Source organism: Cellulomonas massiliensis JC225 (assembly GCF_000312005.1).
Taxonomy (GTDB): domain Bacteria; phylum Actinomycetota; class Actinomycetes; order Actinomycetales; family Cellulomonadaceae; genus Cellulomonas; species Cellulomonas massiliensis.
In genome coordinates this window covers 349,571-367,051 of record NZ_HE978588.1, presented here as the reverse complement: position 1 = coordinate 367,051, position 17,481 = coordinate 349,571, and the positions used below count along the sequence as shown (strand labels likewise).

At 74.3% G+C, this 17,481-nt stretch carries 15 protein-coding genes; 8 read left to right on the top strand and 7 right to left on the bottom strand.

The window, feature by feature from the left end:
- Positions 1-84 precede the first annotated feature (84 nt).
- Genes HGCM_RS01685 through HGCM_RS01665 form a run of 5 tightly spaced genes read left to right on the top strand, consistent with a single transcriptional unit; the run spans position 85 to position 4,238 of the window.
- Positions 85-975 carry a phytoene/squalene synthase family protein gene (locus HGCM_RS01685; RefSeq protein ID WP_019135163.1) on the top strand — a complete coding sequence of 297 codons (891 nt, stop codon included), beginning with the start codon at positions 85-87 and terminating at the stop codon, positions 973-975.
- Complete coding sequence (crtI, locus tag HGCM_RS01680) at positions 972-2,648, top strand: phytoene desaturase family protein (RefSeq protein WP_019135162.1); 1,677 nt, start codon at positions 972-974, stop codon at positions 2,646-2,648. Before HGCM_RS01685 ends, crtI begins: the two co-directional genes overlap by 4 nt.
- Positions 2,645-3,019 (top strand): lycopene cyclase domain-containing protein, encoded by a 375-nt coding sequence (locus HGCM_RS01675; protein WP_019135161.1) that lies wholly within the window; start codon positions 2,645-2,647, stop codon positions 3,017-3,019. Before crtI ends, HGCM_RS01675 begins: the two co-directional genes overlap by 4 nt.
- Positions 3,016-3,342 carry a lycopene cyclase domain-containing protein gene (locus HGCM_RS01670; protein ID WP_019135160.1) on the top strand — a complete coding sequence of 109 codons (327 nt, stop codon included), beginning with the start codon at positions 3,016-3,018 and terminating at the stop codon, positions 3,340-3,342. The genes HGCM_RS01675 and HGCM_RS01670 overlap by 4 nt, the downstream gene beginning before the upstream one ends.
- Entirely contained in the window at positions 3,339-4,238 is a 900-nt protein-coding gene (locus HGCM_RS01665; RefSeq protein WP_019135159.1) for a prenyltransferase, read from the top strand. The genes HGCM_RS01670 and HGCM_RS01665 overlap by 4 nt, the downstream gene beginning before the upstream one ends.
- Before the next feature lie 78 nt (positions 4,239-4,316).
- On the opposite strand, the gene HGCM_RS01660 is transcribed toward HGCM_RS01665, so the two are convergent.
- The 6 genes from HGCM_RS01660 to HGCM_RS01635 form a co-directional block, all read right to left on the bottom strand.
- The gene (locus tag HGCM_RS01660) at positions 4,317-6,059 is read right to left on the bottom strand and encodes a dipeptide ABC transporter ATP-binding protein (protein ID WP_019135158.1); all 1,743 of its coding nucleotides are present in this window, start codon (positions 6,057-6,059) and stop codon (positions 4,317-4,319) included.
- Positions 6,056-7,228: an ABC transporter permease gene (locus HGCM_RS01655; protein WP_019135157.1), complete on the bottom strand. Its 1,173-nt coding sequence runs from the start codon at positions 7,226-7,228 to the stop codon at positions 6,056-6,058. Before HGCM_RS01655 ends, HGCM_RS01660 begins: the two co-directional genes overlap by 4 nt.
- A 1-nt stretch (position 7,229) precedes the next feature.
- Entirely contained in the window at positions 7,230-8,336 is a 1,107-nt protein-coding gene (locus HGCM_RS01650; protein WP_019135156.1) for an ABC transporter permease, read from the bottom strand.
- A gap of 116 nt (positions 8,337-8,452) precedes the next feature.
- The gene (locus HGCM_RS01645; protein ID WP_019135155.1) at positions 8,453-10,099 is read right to left on the bottom strand and encodes an ABC transporter substrate-binding protein; all 1,647 of its coding nucleotides are present in this window, start codon (positions 10,097-10,099) and stop codon (positions 8,453-8,455) included.
- A gap of 219 nt (positions 10,100-10,318) precedes the next feature.
- Positions 10,319-10,795 (bottom strand): heme-degrading domain-containing protein, encoded by a 477-nt coding sequence (locus HGCM_RS01640; RefSeq protein ID WP_019135154.1) that lies wholly within the window; start codon positions 10,793-10,795, stop codon positions 10,319-10,321.
- A 61-nt stretch (positions 10,796-10,856) separates the two neighbouring features.
- Complete coding sequence (locus tag HGCM_RS01635; protein ID WP_019135153.1) at positions 10,857-11,270, bottom strand: VOC family protein; 414 nt, start codon at positions 11,268-11,270, stop codon at positions 10,857-10,859.
- Positions 11,271-11,337: 67 nt separating this feature from the next.
- Between HGCM_RS01635 and HGCM_RS01630 the strand changes: the two genes are divergently transcribed.
- Positions 11,338-12,444: a DNA glycosylase AlkZ-like family protein gene (locus HGCM_RS01630; RefSeq protein WP_019135152.1), complete on the top strand. Its 1,107-nt coding sequence runs from the start codon at positions 11,338-11,340 to the stop codon at positions 12,442-12,444.
- Between the two features lie 7 nt (positions 12,445-12,451).
- Here the strand turns inward: HGCM_RS01630 and HGCM_RS16390 are convergent, their stop codons facing one another.
- Positions 12,452-13,171 carry a TetR/AcrR family transcriptional regulator gene (locus tag HGCM_RS16390; RefSeq protein WP_019135151.1) on the bottom strand — a complete coding sequence of 240 codons (720 nt, stop codon included), beginning with the start codon at positions 13,169-13,171 and terminating at the stop codon, positions 12,452-12,454.
- Positions 13,172-13,297: 126 nt separating this feature from the next.
- Between HGCM_RS16390 and HGCM_RS01620 the strand changes: the two genes are divergently transcribed.
- Complete coding sequence (locus HGCM_RS01620) at positions 13,298-16,036, top strand: MMPL family transporter (protein ID WP_019135150.1); 2,739 nt, start codon at positions 13,298-13,300, stop codon at positions 16,034-16,036.
- The coding region (locus tag HGCM_RS19575) for a YhgE/Pip family protein (protein WP_019135149.1) at positions 16,033-17,481 on the top strand (1,449 nt) is incomplete at its 3' end. The genes HGCM_RS01620 and HGCM_RS19575, both read left to right, overlap by 4 nt.

The following is a 17,481-nucleotide window of genomic DNA, read 5'->3' as shown; positions in this document are numbered from 1 at the left end:
CGGCGCCGCGGGTGCCGACCGCCGCGCGCCCACCTATCCTGCGGCCAGCCGCCCGTGGAGAAACCGCGGGCCGGGAGGGACGTCATGACCACGGCAGGACCCACGCGGGCGCGCGCGACCCGTCTCTACGACCGCACCGCGCAGCGTGCCAGCGCCGCGGTCCTCGCGGCCTACTCGACGTCGTTCGCGCTGGGCACCCGCCTGCTCGGCCCGCGGTCGCGCCGGGACATCGAGGCGGTGTACGGGCTCGTGCGGCTGGCCGACGAGGTCGTGGACACCTACGGCGGCGCGGACGCCGCGCAGGAGCTCGACGAGCTCGAGGCGCAGACCGAGCGCGCGCTGGAGCACGGCCGGTCGACCAACCTCGTCGTCCACGCGTTCGCCCGCACGGCCCGGCGCGTCGGCATCACGACCGACGAGACGCGCCCGTTCTTCGCGTCCATGCGCGCGGACCTCACGGTGGTCCGGCACGACCGCGCCTCGTTCGACGCGTACGTGTACGGCTCCGCCGAGGTGGTCGGCGTCATGTGCCTGCGCGCGTTCCTCAACGCCGAGCGGCGGCCCGGGGAGCCGGTGCGCGAGCCCGACGACGACCTGGTGCGCGGCGCCCGCGCGCTGGGCGCCGCGTTCCAGAAGATCAACTTCCTGCGGGACCTCGGCGCGGACGCCGACGAGCTGGGCCGCACCTACTTCCCCGGGACCGAGGCCGGGCACCTCGACGACGCGCAGCTCGCGGCGGTGCTCGCCGAGATCGACGCCGACGTGGTCGCGGCCCGCCTTGCGCTGCCGCGGCTGCCGGGGCGCTCGCGGTACGCGGTCGCGGCGACGCTGGGCCTCTACGAGCGGCTGCTCGACCGGCTGCGCGGGCTACGACCCGACGAGATCCTGGCGGCCCGCGTGCGGGTGCCGGGGCCCGAGAAGCTGCAGGTCGCCGCGGCGGCGGTGCTCGACGAGGCCCGGCGGGCACGCCGATGAGCGCCGGGGCGGGCGGCCGCCGGGTCGTCGTGGTCGGCGGCGGCATCGGGGGCCTGGCGACGGCGGCGCTCCTGGCGCGCGGGGGCGCCCGGGTGACGCTGCTCGAGCGGCACGAGCGCGTCGGCGGGCGCGCGGGCACGCTCACGGTGGACGGGTTCCGGTTCGACACCGGGCCGTCGTGGTGGTTCATGCCCGAGGTCGTCGAGCACACGTTCGCGCTGCTCGGCGAGCGCCTCGAGAACCACGTGGACCTCGTCGCGCTCGACCCGGCCTACCGGCTGTTCCCCGAGCCGGCCGGCGGCGGCGCCGCGGAGCCGTTCGACGTGGTGGCCGACCGGGAGACGAACCTCGCGCTGTTCGACCGCATCGAGCCCGGGGCCGGCGCGGCAGTGGACGCCTACCTGCGCGAGTCGTCGCAGGCGTACCGGACGGCCCTGGACTCGTTCCTGTACACCACCTTCGCCCGGCCCGACCGGGTCGCCTCGCGGGACGTCGTCGTCCGGCTGCCCCAGCTGGCCCGTCTCCTCACGCAGACCCTGGCCGACCGGATCGCGGGCACCGTGCAGGACCCGGTGCTGCGCCAGGCGCTGGGCTACCACGCCGTGTTCCTGGGCTCCTCGCCGTACCGCGTGCCCGCGCTGTACTCGCTCATGAGCCACCTCGACCTCGTCGACGGCGTGCGCTACCCCCGGGGCGGGATGTACACGCTCGTCGAGGCGCTCGAGCGGCTCGCGGTGCGTGAGGGCGTGGAGATCCGCACCGGCGCGGACGTCGTCCGGATCGACGTGGAACCCGGTGCCCCGCGGCCCGGCCGCCGCGCGCGCGGTCGGGCGCGGGCCGTGGTGCTCGCCGGCGGGGAGCGGGTCGAGGCGGACGTCGTCGTGGCCGGCGGCGACCGGCACCACACCGAGACGGTGCTCCTCGATCAGCCCTATCGCGACCTGCCGGAGCCGCGCTGGGAGTCGCGCGGGCCCGGGATCTCGGCGCTGCTGATCCTCGCGGGCGTGCGCGGCGAGCTGCCGGAGCTGGCGCACCACTCGCTGATGTTCACGCGGGACTGGCCGGCGAACTTCGAGGCCATCCTTGGCGAGGGCCGGTCCACCGAGGCGTCGCGGCTGCGCGTACCGCACCCCGCGTCGCTGTACGTCTCGCGCACCACCGCCACCGACCCGGGCGCGGCGCCCCCGGGGCACGAGACCCTCGTGGTGCTCGTCCCGTGGCCGGCCGACCCGTCGCTCGGCGCCGGCCCGGACGGGCGCGAGCAGGCCGAGCGGCACGCCGACCGGTACCTCGACCAGGTCGGACGCTGGGCGGGCCTGCCCGGCCTGCGCGAGCGGGTCGTCACGCGCCGGCTCATCACCCCGGCGGACTTCGCGGAGCAGCACTCGGCCTGGCGGGGCACGGCGCTCGGGATGGAGCACACGCTCGCGCAGTCGGCGATGTTCCGGCCGGGGGACACCTCGCGGCGCGTCGGCAACCTGCTGCACGTCGGAGGCGGCACCGTGCCCGGCGTCGGCGTGCCGATGGTGCTCATCAGCGCCGAGCTGGTGGTCAAGCGGATGCTCGGCGAGACGTCGACCCGGCCGCTGCCGGCGCCGCTGCGCCCCGGCTTCCTGGGCGCCGCCCGGCCCGCGGGTCTGTGGAGCCGCGTGGCGGCCGGGGAGGGGTCGTGACCCTGGCGTCGTTCGCGTACCTCGGCGCGCTGCTGGTCTCGCTCGGCGGCCTCGCGCTCGTCGACCGCCGCTGGCGGCTCGCGTTCTGGTCGGACCCCCGGCGCGCGGGCTGGACGATCGGGCTGGGCGTCCTCGGCTTCCTCGCGTGGGACGTGGTCGGGCTCGCGCTGGGCATCTTCGCGCGCGGCGACTCGCCCCACATGACGGGCCTCCTGCTCGCGCCCGAGCTGCCGGTCGAGGAGGTCTTCTTCCTCACGCTGCTCTGCTACTCCGCGCTGGTCCTGTGGCGGTGGTTCGACCGCAGCGCGGCGCTGCGGGAGCGGGGCGCCGCGGCGGCGGCGCGCGACGGCGACGGGGGTGCCCGGCCGTGACCAACATCGTGCTCAACGCGATCGTCCTGGCCGTCGTCCTGGCGGTGGGCGTCCCCGAGCTGCGTCACGCGCGGCGCGCGCCGCTCGTCTGGACCGCCGTGCACCTGTGCGTCCTGACGCTGGTCTTCGACTCCGTGATGATCACGGCCCGGCTCTACGAGTTCGACCCGGCGAAGATCCTCGGCGTCTACCTGTGGAAGGCGCCGCTGGAGGACTTCTTCTACGCGCTCGTCGCCGGGGTCGCGATGCCGGCCCTCTGGGTGGTGCTCGGCCGGCGCCGGCGCGTCGGCCCCGTCGTCGCGCCGGGGGAGGGCGCGCCGTGACCGCGGCGCCGACCCGGACGAGCGCGGTGCGCGACGTCCTCGCCGCCTCGCGGCCGTTCTCCTGGATCAACACGGCGTACCCCTTCGCCGCCGGCTGGCTGATGGCCACGGGCGGGCGGGTGGACGCGACGCTCGTCGTGGGGACGCTCTTCTTCCTCGTCCCGTACAACCTCGTCATGTACGGCGTGAACGACGTCTTCGACTACGAGTCGGACCTGCGCAACCCCCGCAAGGGCGGGATCGAGGGTGCGCTCGCGGACCCGGCGACCGCCGCGCGCACGCACCGGCGGATCCTGTGGTCGTGCGTCCTGACGAGCGTGCCGTTCCTCGCGTGGCTCGTGGCCGTGGGCGACCTCGCCGCCGACCTCGTGCTGGCGCTCGTCGTGTTCCTGGTCGTCGCGTACTCGGCGCCGCGGCTGCGGTTCAAGGAGCGGCCCGTCCTGGACTCGCTGACGTCCGCCATGCACTTCGTCGGACCGCTGCTGTACGCGCTCGTGCTCGCCGACGCCGACCTGTCCGCGCGCACCGCCTGGCCGGTGCTCGTCGCGTTCGTGCTCTGGGGCATGGCGTCGCACGCGTTCGGCGCGGTGCAGGACGTGCGGGCCGACCGCGAGGGCGGCATCGCGTCCGTCGCCACCGTGCTGGGCGCGCACGCGACCGTCGTCGGGTCGTTCGTGCTCTACCTCGGCGCCTCGGCGCTGCTCCTGCTCGTCCCCTGGCCGGGCGTGCTGGCCGCCGTCCTGCCGCTGCCGTACGCGATCAGCGTCGCCCGGTTCTGGTCCGTGCGCGACGACGACTGCGAGCGCGCGCACGCCGGGTGGCGCACGTTCCTGTGGCTCAACCTCGTGACGGGGTTCCTCGTGACGATGCTGCTCATCGCGGTCGCGCTGGGCTGACGGCGGGTCCCGGCGCCCTCGGCACGCGCGAGGCCGCCGCCCCGTGCGGGGCGACGGCCTCGTCGGGCGGGGCGGGCGTCAGCGCAGGGCGGCCCAGCGCTCGCGGCGGCCGGCCTGCTCCACGGGGTCGGGCACGGGGAGCGACGCGAGCAGCCGCTGCGTGTACGCGTGCTGCGGGTCGGCCAGCACCTGGTCGCCCGTGCCCTCCTCGACGAGCACGCCGCGGTGCAGCACCGCGATGCGGTCCGCGAGCAGGTCGACGACCGCGAGGTCGTGGCTGACGAACAGGCACGCGAACCCGAGCTCCTCCTGGAGCCGGCCGAACAGCTCCAGCACCCGCGCCTGCACCGAGACGTCGAGCGCCGACGTCGGCTCGTCCGCGATGAGCAGCTCCGGGTCGAGCGCGAGCGCCCGGGCCAGGGACGCGCGCTGGCGCTGGCCGCCCGAGAGCTCGTGGGGGAACCGGTCGCCGAACGCGCGGGGCAGCTGGACGGCCTCGAGCAGCTCGTCGACCCGCGGCCGCGCCGCCGACGCGTCCCGCGCGACGCCGTGCACCACGAGCGGCTCGGCGACGCACTGCGCGATCGTCAGCAGCGGGTTGAAGCTCGTCGCGGGGTCCTGGAAGACGAAGCCGATGCGCCGGCGCACGGGGCGGAACTGCCGCTCCTTGACGCCGTTCATCTCGACGCCCAGCACCTCCAGCGACCCGCCCGAGACGGGCGTCAGGCCCGCGATCGCCCGCCCGATCGTCGTCTTGCCGGAGCCCGACTCGCCGACCAGGCCGAGCACCTCGCCCGGCGCGATCGACAGGTCGACGCCGTCGACCGCGACGAACGCGGGCTGGCGCAGGCGGCCCGGGTAGGTGATCCGCAGGCCGCGGGCCTCCACGACCGGAGCCGGGGCGTCGGCGGCGGGCGCCGACGCGTCGACGACCGACCGTGCCGGCTCCGTCACGCGGGCCCGTGCGCCGATCTTCGGCACGGCCTCGAGCAGGGCCTTCGTGTACTCGTGCCGCGGGGCGCGGAACAGCGTCTGCACGTCCGCCTGCTCGACGATCTCGCCGTCGTACATCACCGCCACGCGGTCGGCCAGGTCGGCGACCACGCCCATGTTGTGGGTGATGAGGACGACCGCGGTGCCGAGCTCCTTCGGCAGCCGCCGCAGCAGCTCGAGGATCTCGGCCTGCACCGTGACGTCGAGGGCCGTGGTGGGCTCGTCGGCGATGATCAGCCCCGGGTCGAGCACGAGCGCCTGGGCGATGACGATGCGCTGCTTCTGACCGCCCGAGAACTGGTGCGGGTAGTGGTCCACCCGGTGCTCCGGGTCGGGGATGCCGACCTGCCGGAGCGCCTCGATCGCCCGCTCGCGCGCCTCGGCGCGGCTCACGTTCGCGTGCGCCCGCAGGCCCTCCGCGATCTGCCAGCCGACCGGGAACACGGGGTTGAGGACGCTCGACGGCTCCTGGAAGACCATCGCGGCGTCGCGGCCGCGGACCTTGCGCAGGAGCGACGGACGCAGCCGCGTGACGTCGACGACCGGCGTGCCCGAGTCGTCCGCACCCTCGACCTCGTCGCGGATGGCGCGGTCCGAGAGCAGGACGGCGCCCTCGGTGGTCGCGGTGGAGGGCAGCAGGCCGAGGATCGACCGCGCGGTGACGGTCTTGCCCGAGCCGGACTCGCCGACGACGGCCAGCACCTCGCCCGGGGCGACCGACAGGCTCACGCCGCGCACCGCGCGCACGTCGCCCCCGTCGGTCGAGAACGTGACCGTCAGGTCCTGGATGTCGACGACGGCCCGGGGGCCGGTGGTCTGCGCGCTCACGAGCGGCTCCCTCCCTCGTCGCCGCCGGTGCCGGCGACGCCCCGGGGCTCCGCCACCGGGTCCTCCAGCGGGTCGAGCGCGTCCTGCTCGGACGCCTCCAGCCCGTCGATGCCGTCGGCGCCCTGCGCGCCGGCCGCGAGCACGCCGCCGGGCACCGCCGTGGTCGAGCCGACCGTGCCGGCCAGCCGGGCGGCCCGGCGGCGACGCCGCAGCCGCGGGTCGGCGAGGTCGTTGAGCGACTCCCCGACGAGCGTGATGCCGAGCACCGTCAGGACGATCGCGACGCCCGGCCACACCGACGTCCACCAGATGCCGGCCGCGATGTCGGAGAGCGCCTTGTTGAGGTCGTAGCCCCAGTCGGCGCCCTTGGTGGGCTCGATGCCGAACCCGAGGAAGCCCAGGCCGGCGAGCGTGAGGATCGCCTCGGACGAGTTCAGCGTGACGATGAGGGGCAGCGTGCGCGTCGAGTTCCGCAGCACGTGGCGGGTCATGATCCGTCGGTGCGGCGTCCCGATGACGCGCGCCGACTCCACGAACGCCTCCGCCTTCACGCGGATGACCTCGGCCCGCACGACCCGGAAGTACTGCGGGATGAAGACCACGGTGATGGAGACCGCGGTCGCCATGATGCCGCCCCACACCGAGGCCTGGCCGCCGGAGATGACGATGGCGGCGAGGATCGCGAGCAGCAGGGACGGGAACGAGTACACGGCGTCGGCCACCACGACCGCGACGCGGTCGAGCCAGCCGCCGAAGTACCCGGACACCAGGCCGAACGCGATGCCGAGGAACACGGACAGCAGCAGGCCGATGACGACGACCATGAGCGCCGTCCGCGAGCCCCAGATGACCCGGGACAGGACGTCGTACCCGCCGACGGTCGTCCCGAGCAGGTGCTCCGCGGAGGGCGGCTGCTGCGCGCCGAACGCCTCGCCCGACGCGTCGCGCAGCTGGCTGAAGCCGTACGGCGCGAGCAGCGGCGCGAAGATCGCGGACAGCAGGAACACGGCCATGAGGACGAGGCCGAGGACGAGCATCGTGCGCTGCACGCCGACGCTCTGGCGCAGCTGGTGCACCACGGGCAGGCGGCGCCACCACGCGGCGCGCTCGGGGACGGCCACGGCGACGGGCGCCGGGGCGGTCGGTTCGGGGGTCAGTGCCGTCGCCATGTCAGTACCTGATCCGGGGGTCGATGAGCGCCGCGATCACGTCGACGACGAAGTTGGTGAGCGCGACGATCACGGCGATGAGGGCGACCATGCCCTGCACCGCCACGTAGTCGCGGGCCAGCAGGTACTGCACGAGCTGGAACCCGAGGCCCTTCCACTCGAACGTCGTCTCGGTGAGGACGGCGCCCGAGAGCAGCAGGGCGGTCTGCAGGCCGATGACGGTGATGATCGGGATGAGCGCCGGCCGCCACGCGTGCTTGCGCAACAGGCGCCGCTCGCCGACGCCGCGCGAGCGCGCCGCCTCCACGTAGCCGGTCGCCAGCGTGCCCATGACGTTCGTCCGGACGAGGCGCAGGAAGATGCCGCCGGTGATGAGGCCCAGCGTCACGGCCGGCAGGATCGCGTGCTGGAGCACGTCGGAGATCACCGCGCCGTCGCCGGTGCTGATCGCGTCGATGAGGTAGATGCCGGTGGACGAGCCCTCGCGGCTCATCTTCAGCGTCGAGATCGTGGACGCCCGGCCCGAGACCGGCAGCACGCCGAGCCACACCGAGAACACGAGCTTGAGCAGCATGCCGAGGAAGAACACGGGCGTCGCGTACGCGAGGATCGAGGCCACCCGCAGGGTCGCGTCGCCGCCGCTGTCGCGCCGGGATGCGGCGATGCGCCCGAGCGGGATGCCGATGAGCAGGGCGACGAGCATGCCGTAGACGACGAGCTCGAGGGTCGCGGTGCCGTACGTGAGCAGCACCTGCGTGACCGGCCGGTTGTCGGAGATCGTCGTGCCGAAGTCGCCGCGGACGATGCTGCCGAGGTAGTCGAGGTACTGCACGACGATCGGCCGGTCGTAGCCGGCCTCGTGGATGCGCTCCTGGAGCTGGTCGGGCGTGAGCCGCCCGCCGAGCGCCGCCGTGATCGGGTCGCCCGTGAGGCGCAGCATCACGAACACGACGGAGACGAGGATGAGGATCGTCGGGAAGATCAGCAGGAAGCGCACGAGCAGGTAGCGCAGCAGCGGGCTGCCCGCCGGGCGCCCGCGTCGCTGCGGGGCCTCGGGTGCCGCGGGCGCGGAGGGCGCAGCCGGCGCGGCCGGGGTCGTGGAGGTCATGACGACCTTTCTGGAGCCGGGGGTGGCACGGCCCGGACGGGTGGCGTCCGGGCCGTGCCGAGGTCAGGCGCGAGTCGGGCGGCCCCGCGGTGCGCGGGGCCGCCCGGTGCCCGTGGTCAGCCCTTCGACAGGGCGCCGTACCGGAACTTGAAGGACGCGTCGAGCGTGTCCTCCGCGCCGCTGACGGTGCTGCCGACGACGGCGACCTGCGCACCCTGGAGGTACGGGACGGTGGGCAGGTAGCCCGCGACCGACTCCTGGATGTTCTCGATGATCGACTGACGCTCCGCCGGGTCGGCCGTGGTGGCCTGCTGGAGGATGAGGTCGTTGATCTCCTGGTTCTCGAAGTGGTTGACCAGGAAGTTCTCGATCAGGAAGAACGGCGTGAGGTAGTTGTCGGCGTCCGAGTAGTCCGGGAACCAGCCGAGCTGGTAGACGGGGTAGACGTCCGACGTGCGGTCCTTGGAGTACTGCACCCACTCGGTGGTCTGCAGGTTGACCGTGAACAGGCCGCTCGACTCGAGCTGGTCCTTGATCATCGCGTACTCGTCCGGCGACGACGGGCCGTAGTGGTCGTTCGAGTACTGGATGTTCAGCGTGACCTTGCCGGAGACGCCGGCCTCGCTGAGGAACTGCTTGGCCTGGTCGACGCTCGGCCCGCCGTTGCCGTCGCCGTAGATCTTGAGCGACTCGGTCGCGCCGGTCAGGCCGGCCGGGACGAAGGAGTACAGGGGCGTGTAGGTGCCCTTGTAGACCTGGTCGGAGATCGCCTGGCGGTCGATCAGCGCGGCGACGGCCTTGCGGACCGCGGTCGCCTTGTCGGCGTCGGCGTCCGACGTCTTCGCCCCGAAGGGCTGCGTGTCGAAGTTGAAGACGAGGTAGCGGATCTCGCCGCCGGGCCCGTCGACGACCTTCACCTTGTCGTTGCCCTTGAGGTCGGCGATGTCCGTGGCCGAGAGGCTGCGGAACGCGACGTCGACGTCGCCCTGCTGGACGGCGAGCTTGAGGTTCTCCGACTCGGCGTAGTACACCGCGTTGACCTCGGCCGTCTTCGCCGGCTCGAGGATGCCCTGGTAGCCGTCGTACTTCTTGTACGAGACGAGCTCGTTCACCTTGTAGTCGGTGATCGTGTACTGGCCGGCGAACGCGTTCGCCGCGACGATCTCGTCGTCCGGGGTCAGGGCGTCGGGGGAGAAGACCTCCTCGTCGACGATCGGGCCGACCGGGCTCGACAGGATCTGCGGGAAGACCTGGTCGTTCTCCGACTTCAGCGTGAAGACCACGGTGGTGTCGTCGGGGGCCGCGACGCTGTCGAGGTTGTACAGCAGCGAGGACGGGCCGTTGTCGTCGGCGATCTTCAGCTGGCGGTCGAACGTGAACTTCACGTCGGACGACGTGAGGTCGTGGCCGTTCGCCCACTTCAGGCCGCTCTTGAGCTTGACGGTGTACTCCGTCGGGCTCGTGAACTCGGCGGACTCCGCGATGTCCGGCTCGACGTCGGGGCTGCCGTACGGGGTGTTCATGAGGAACGGGAACACCTGGTTCTGCACGGCGAAGGAGCCGTTGTCGTACGAGCCGGCCGGGTCGAGGCTCGTGATCTTGTCGGTCGTGCCGACCGTCAGCGACGACGCGCCGCCGCCACCGCCCTCGGACGCGCTCGGGTCGCTGCCGCCACCGGAGCAGGCGGCCAGGACGAGTGCCGTGGACGCGAGCCCTGCGGTGGTCGCCCACAGGCGCCGACCGCGATGTGCAACGGAGGTCATCCGCCACCTCTTTCGTCGAGCCGGGGCGCGCTGGATCGACCCCGGCGGGTCACAGTGAGGTCATGGGTAACACAGATGTGTTGCCCGAAACGAGAATGTCTTACCGACAGGTAACATCCCCGCATCGTTTCGGTCACGATCCGGGTCGGGCGTCCAGGTCGGCCCGTCGGGGCGGCCCCGCGGCGTCCGCGTCGTGGGCCGACGGCGCCCGGTGCGTGGTCAGGCGAGGTGCCGGCGCAGCCCCTCGACGACGAGCGCGTGGTCCTCCGCCTGCGGCAGCCCGGAGACGGTCACGGTGCCGACGACGCCGACGCCCTCGACGCGCAGCGGGAACGAGCCGCCGTGGGCCGCGTACTCCTGGTGCGGCAGCTGGTGCTGCTCGCCGAAGGTGGTCCCGCGGGCGCGGGCGCGCAGCCCGACGAGGTAGGACGAGGCGCCGAACCGCATGACGACGCGCGCCTTGCGCTCGACCCACGAGTCGTTGTCCGCCGTCGTCCCGGGGCGGGCCGCGTGGAACAGCTGCTGCCCGGCGCGGCGGACGTCCACCACGACGGGGAGGTCGCGCTCGGCGGCGAGCTCGACCAGCAGGCACCCGAGCGCCCACGCGTCGTCGTTGTCGAGGTGCGGCAGCACGAGCTCGCGCTCCTGCTGCTCGAGCTCGGCGATGGTGGAGGCGAGGTCGGCGTCGTCGCTCATGCGGCCATCGTGGCACGCGCGCTGCCGGGTGCCCTCCTGGCGGGCGTCCGGGCCAGCGGCGTCAGGGGAGGACGGAGGTGCCGATCGGACCCGGGTTGTACGCGACCTCCCAGCGGAAGCCGTCAGGGTCGGCGAAGTAGCCCGAGTACCCGCCCCAGTCCCGGTGCTGCGCCGCGCTCACGGACGGGGCGCCCGCCGCACGCGCCTGCTCCAGCGCGGCGTCGACCTCCTCGGTGGTCGCGACGTTGTGCGCGAGCGTGACGGGCGGCGTCCCGCCGAGCGTGACCTCGCCGATCTCGGCGACCGCGGCCCCGAGCGCCCACAGCGACAGGACGACGCGGTCCGCCACCCGCAGCATGAGGACCTCGCCGGGGACGTCGAGCTCGGGGTGCCACCCCAGCCCGTCGACGTAGAACCGCCGGGTCGCCGCGAGGTCCCGCACGACGAGGGTGACGAAGCTCAGCCGCTGGTCCATGGCCCGAGCGTGCCAGAGCGCGCCCACGGGCGCGGCGGTGTCGGGGAGGAGGGCTAGCGTCGCGCGCGTGGACGACGTGCTGCACCTCTCGGCCGCCGACGCGCGCCGCGTGGCCGTGCGCGCGCAGCTGCTCACGGCGCCGCGCCCGGACGACGTGCTCGAGGTGCTCCGCCACTTCACGGTGCTGCAGCTCGACCCGACGCGGGCCGTCGCGGCGAGCCCGGACCTCGTGCTGTGGAGCCGGATCGGCTCCGCGTACGACCCGCGCGAGCTCGCCGCGCTCGTGGACGCCCAGCGGGTGGTCGAGCTCGCCGGCCTGCTGCGCCCGGCCGAGGACGTCGCGCTCTTCCGGGCCGCGATGCAGGCGTGGCCCGGAGGGCTCGACCCGCGTCCGTGGCGCGAGGGCCTGGCACGCTGGCTGCGCGACAACGAGCGCTGCCGCCTCGACATCCTCGAGCTGCTGCGCGCGGACGGACCGCTGCCGTCACGCGCACTGCCGGACACGTGCGTGCGGCCGTGGCGCTCGACGGGGTGGACGAACGACAAGAACGTGACGCGGATGCTCGACCTCATGGTCGCGTCCGGGCAGGTCGCCGTCGCGGGTCGCGACGGCCGTGAGCGCCTGTTCGACCTGGCGGAGCGCGTCTACGTGCCGCAGGTGGTGCCGCTGCAGGAGGCGGACCGGCGGGTGCGCGAGCGCCGGCTCGCGGCGATGGGCATCGCCCGCGGCCGGGCGGCGCAGAACCCCGTGGAGGCGGTCGACGTGGGCGACGTGGGCGTGCCGGCCGTCGTCGAGGGCGTCCGCGGCACCTGGCGCGTGCTGCCCGAGCTGCTGGACGCGCCGTTCGTGCCGCGCACCGCGCTGCTCTCGCCGTTCGACCGCCTGCTCCAGGACCGCCGTCGCATGACCGAGCTGTTCGCGTTCGACTACGCGCTGGAGATGTTCAAGCCCGCGCCCGCGAGGCGCTGGGGGTACTACGCGCTGCCGGTGCTCCACGGCGACCGGCTCGTCGGCAAGGTGGACGCGACGGCGGACGTGCGCGCCGGCGTGCTGCGCGTCGACGCCGTGCACCGCGACGGTGCGTGGGACGCCTCGACGGCCGCGGCCGTCGACGACGAGCTCGACGACCTGGCGCGGTGGCTCGAGCTCGACCTGCTGCGCGCCGACCGGTGAGCGCGGGTCAGGCGGTGGGCGGCGTGATGAGAAGCGGCAGGACCTCGATGACCGCGGCGTGACCCGCGGCGGCGGCCTGCCTCTCGTCGCTCCCGGACAGCAGGGCGTCCACGACCGTCTCCTTGTGCAGGGCCGCGAGCAGCCGTACCAGGGAGCGGGCGTCGAGCAGGGCCTGGCGCCCGCCCCGCTGCAGGATGTCGGTGACGAGCGGCACGAGCGACTCCTCGAACGCGTCGCGGTCCGCCACGTAGGCGCGCGCGAGGTCGTCGTCACGCAGCGCGAGCAGGCGGAACTCCGCCTGCATGAGGGCGTCGCGGCGGAAGTCGAACGGGCTGCCGAGCAGCTCCATGACGATCGGGCCGACGGTGTCCTCGGGCACGACGGCCGGCGCCTCGGAGGACGGCAGGAGCTCGTCCGCCCGCGCCACGAGGCGGGCGATCCACTGCTCGCGCCCGCGCGCCATCACGGTGAGGAACAGCTCCTCCTTGGAGGAGAAGTTCGAGTAGAACGCGCCGCGCGTGAAGCCCGCGCGCTCGACGACGGCCTCGACGGACGCGCCAGCCAGCCCGTGCTCGGCGAACACCGCCCAGGCGGCGTCGACGAGCCGCTCGCGGGTCCGGGCGCGGCGCGGGGAGTCGCCGCCGGGGGGCTGCCGCTCCTCGGTGACCGTCCCCCCGCTCGCGGGCTGCTCGACGGCACGCCGGGCGTCGTCGAGAGGTGTTGGCATGCCCCGATCCTAGTCGGATACAGTCCTGTATCGGATACACCCGCGTATCGGCCGCCGGCCGGTCGCGCGACGTGCACCCGGATGCACCGGCGCATCGCCCACCCCACTCCAGACCTTGGGAGACCCGTGTCCTCCGTGCTGTACCGCCTCGGCCGCTGGGCGTACCGCCACCGGCGCCGCGTGGTCGTCCTGTGGCTCCTCGTCGTGCTCGTCGCCGGCGTCGGCGCCGCGACTCTCAACCAGGGCACCGACAACACCTTCACCATCCCGGGCACGGAGGCGGGCGAGGCGATGGACCGCCTCAACGCCACGTTCCCGCAGGCCGCCGGCACGTCCGCGACGTACGTCGTCGTGTCGCCCGAGGGCACCGAGGTGACCGACGCGTCCGTCCGCGGCCCGGTCGAGGACGCGATCGCGACGCTCGGGGACGTCGAGCGCGTCGAGTCCGTCGCCGACCCGTTCGGCGAGACCGTCCGGGACCTGGTCTCCGAGGACGGCCGCGCGGCCATCGTCACGGCGCAGGTCGACGCGCAGTCGAGCACGGTGCCGGACGCCACGAAGGACGCGCTGGAGCAGGCCGCCGAGGACCTGCGCGCCGCGCTGCCCGAGGGCTCCGAGGTCGCGCTCGGCGGCGACATGTTCAGCCACAACGTGCCCGGCGTGACGATCACCGAGGGCCTCGGCGTCGTCATCGCGGGCGTCGTGCTGTTCCTCACCTTCGGCTCGTTCGTCGCGGCGGGCATGCCGATCCTCACGGCGCTCATCGGCGTCGCGCTCTCGACGGCGGGCATCTTCATCGCGACGCAGTTCGCCACGATCTCGTCGACGACCCCGCTGCTGTCGCTCATGCTCGGCCTGGCGGTCGGCATCGACTACGCGCTGTTCATCATCTCCCGCCACCAGGGGCAGCTGCGCGAGGGCATGGACCCCGAGGAGTCGACCGCGCGCTCGCTCGCGACCGCCGGCTCGGCCGTCGTGTTCGCGGGCCTGACGGTCATGATCGCGCTCGTCGGGCTCGGCGTGGCGGGCATCCCGTTCCTCACCGTCATGGGCGTCGCCGCCGCGGCCGGCGTCGGGATCGCCGTCGCGCTGTCCCTCACGCTGACGCCCGCGCTGCTCGGCTTCGCCAAGGGCCGCGTGCTGCCGCGCCGACGCCGCAAGGCAGCGGGGGAGAAGCCGCACGAGAACCGGTTCTTCGCGGGCTGGGTGCGCACCGTGACGCGCCGCCCCGTGGCGACGATCCTGCTCGTCGTCGTCGGGCTCGGGTCGCTCGCGATCCCCGCGAGCCGGCTCGAGCTCGCGCTCCCGGACGCCGGGTCGCAGCCGGAGGGCTCCGGGCCGCGCGTCGCGTACGACCTGACGGCCGAGCACTTCGGGCCCGGGTTCAACGGACCGCTCGTCGTCACGACGACGATCGTGGGCTCGACCGACCCGCTCGGCCTCATGGCGGACCTCAAGGAGGAGCTGGAGCAGCTCCCCGGCGTTGCCGCGGTCCCGCTCGCGACCCCCAACATGACCGCGGACACGGGCATCGTCCAGGTCGTCCCCGAGACCGGCCCGGACGACGCCCGCACCGCCGACCTGGTGCACGACATCCGCGCGCAGCACGACCGCCTGGCGCAGGAGTACGGCGTCGACATCCAGGTCACCGGCATCACCGCGATCGGCGTCGACATCTCCGCGCGGCTCGGCGGTGCGCTGCTGCCGTTCGGGATCCTCGTCGTCGGCCTGTCGTTCCTGCTGCTGATGATGGTGTTCCGGTCGCTGTGGGTGCCCCTCAAGGCGACGCTCGGCTACCTGCTCTCGGTCGTGGCGGCGTTCGGCGTCGTCGTCCTCGTGTTCCAGGACGGCCACTTCGCCGACCTGCTGCACGTCGACCGGCTCGGGCCGGTCATCAGCTTCATGCCGATCATCCTCATGGGCATCCTGTTCGGCCTCGCGATGGACTACGAGGTGTTCCTCGTCTCCCGGATGCGCGAGGAGCACGCCCACGGGGCACCTGCCCGCGAGGCCGTGCGGCGCGGGTTCATCGGCTCGGCGCCGGTCGTCACCGCCGCCGCGGCGATCATGTTCGCGGTGTTCGCCGCGTTCGTGCCGGAGGGCGACAGCAGCATCAAGCCCATCGCGCTCGGCCTCGCGGTCGGCATCTTCGTGGACGCGTTCGTCGTCCGCATGACGCTCGTGCCGGCCGTCCTGCACGTGCTGGGCGAGCGCGCCTGGCGCATGCCGCACCGCCTGGAGCGGGCGCTGCCGTCGTTCGACGTCGAGGGCGAGGGGCTCGCGCGCGAGCTCGCGCTGGCCGACTGGCCGGAGCCGGGGGCGACCGACGCGCTCGCCGCCGACGGCCTGCGGCTCGACGGCGAGGACCGGCCGTTCTACGCCGACGTCGCGTTCCGCGTGCCGGCCGGAGGGACGCTCGTCGTCGCCGGCCCGCACCGCAGCGGCCGCACGCCGCTGCTGCTCACGCTCGCGGGCCGCGTGCACGCGGACGAGGGCAGGCTCAAGGTCCTCGGGCTCCCGCTGCCGATCCGCGCCGGCTCCGTGCGCCGCCGGGTCGCGGTCGCCCGCCTCTGGGGAGCGACCGACGCGGTCGGGACGGTGCGCGAGGCGCTCGCCTGGCGGACGCCGGTGGTCGTGCTCGACGACCTGGGCTCGGTCTCCGACCCGGGCCAGCGCGCCGCCGTCGGCGACCTGCTGTCCGCCGCGCACGCCGCCGGCACCACGCTCGTCGTGAGCTGCCTCGACACCGCCGACCTCAACGGCCTCGTGCCGCGCGACGGCGCCGTCGTCCTCGTCCTGCCCGAGCCGGAGGCGCCCCGCGGGCGCCCCGACGCCGACGTCCCGACCCTGGAGGTCACCCGATGAGCGCCCTGCGAGCCGAGCGCGTGGGCGCTCCCCGCCGCACGTCGTGGCTGACGATCGTCGGCCTCGTCCTCGTCCCGCTCGTCGTCGGGGGTCTGCTCACCTGGGCGCTGTGGGAGCCGACCCAGCGGCTCGAGCGGATCACCGCCGCGGTCGTGAACGACGACGAGCCCGTCGAGCTGGACGGCCAGACGGTGCCCCTCGGGCGGCAGCTGTCCGCCGCGCTCGTCACCGGCCAGGCCGCGTTCGACCCGGACGCCGCCACCGACGACGAGAACGTCGCGGGCTCGTCGAACCCGACGTCGTTCACCTGGATCCTCACCGACTCGGCGCACGCGGAGGACGGCGTCGCCGACGGCACGTACGACGCCGTCGTGACGATCCCGAAGGACTTCTCCGCCGCCGCCACGTCGAGCGCCGACCCGGACACCGCGCGGACCGCGACGATCTCGATCGCGACCAGCCCGCAGGCGCGCCCGGTCGACGGTGCGATCGCGCAGGCCATCGCCCAGGCCGCCGCCGGCGTGACGGGCAGCCAGCTCACGCAGTCCTACCTCGAGCAGGTGCTGGTCGGCTTCAGCACCCTCGGGGACAAGCTCGGCGACGCGGCGGACGGCGCCGACCAGCTCGCGGACGGCGTCGGGCAGCTCGGCACCGGCGCCTCCGGCCTCGCCGACGGCGCGGGTGCGCTGTCGTCGGGCGTCGACGAGCTCGCGTCCGGCGCCTCCGGCCTCTCGGCGGGCGTCGGCCAGCTCGCGGGCGGAGCGTCGGACCTCTCGTCGGGCATCGGCCGGCTGGGCAGCGGTGCGTCCGACCTCTCGACCGGCGTCGGACGGCTGGCCGGCGGCGTCGAGGAGCTCGCGGGCGGCCTGGACCAGATCGCCGACCAGGTGCAGGGCTCCGCCGAGGCCGCGGCCGACGGAGCGCCGCAGGCGGAGCGGTTCGCCAGCGGGCTGGAGGCGGTCGCCGCCGGGGTCGCCTCGCCCGACGGGCTCTCCGGCGGCACGGCCGGGCTCGCGCAGGGGACGGCCGGGGTCGCGCAGGGTCTCGACGCCATGCTCGACGGCTTCGAGCAGCTGGCCGAGGCCTGCCGGGCGGGTGTGCCGACGACGTGCGACACGCTCGTGCAGGCCATCCAGGCCCAGCAGGGCGACGCCCCGGTGAACGGGCAGCCGACGCTGACGTCCGTCGCCGGCCAGGTGGCCGAGGGCGCCGCGGCGCTCGACGCCGGCGTCAACACCGGCACGGCGCAGCAGCCGTCGCTCGTCGACAGCCTGGGCGCGCTCGCCGAGGGCGGCCGCGCGCTGGTCGACGGCGTGCAGCAGTCCGCCGGCGGGCTGGCCACGCTGGCGGACTACATCGGGCAGTCGGCCGACGGCGCGCACCAGCTCGCGGACGGCGCGCAGGGTGCGGCCGACGGCGCCGAGCAGCTCGCCCAGGGGGCGTCC

Coding starts and splice junctions, on each gene's coding strand:
- HGCM_RS01685 (WP_019135163.1), top strand. CDS start 85: ATGACCACGGCAGGACCCACGCGGGCGCGCGCGACCCGTCTCTACGAC.
- crtI (WP_019135162.1), top strand. CDS start 972: ATGAGCGCCGGGGCGGGCGGCCGCCGGGTCGTCGTGGTCGGCGGCGGC.
- HGCM_RS01655 (WP_019135157.1), bottom strand. CDS start 7,228: ATGGCGACGGCACTGACCCCCGAACCGACCGCCCCGGCGCCCGTCGCC.
- HGCM_RS01650 (WP_019135156.1), bottom strand. CDS start 8,336: ATGACCTCCACGACCCCGGCCGCGCCGGCTGCGCCCTCCGCGCCCGCG.
- HGCM_RS01645 (WP_019135155.1), bottom strand. CDS start 10,099: ATGACCTCCGTTGCACATCGCGGTCGGCGCCTGTGGGCGACCACCGCA.
- HGCM_RS01640 (WP_019135154.1), bottom strand. CDS start 10,795: ATGAGCGACGACGCCGACCTCGCCTCCACCATCGCCGAGCTCGAGCAG.
- HGCM_RS01635 (WP_019135153.1), bottom strand. CDS start 11,270: ATGGACCAGCGGCTGAGCTTCGTCACCCTCGTCGTGCGGGACCTCGCG.
- HGCM_RS16390 (WP_019135151.1), bottom strand. CDS start 13,171: ATGCCAACACCTCTCGACGACGCCCGGCGTGCCGTCGAGCAGCCCGCG.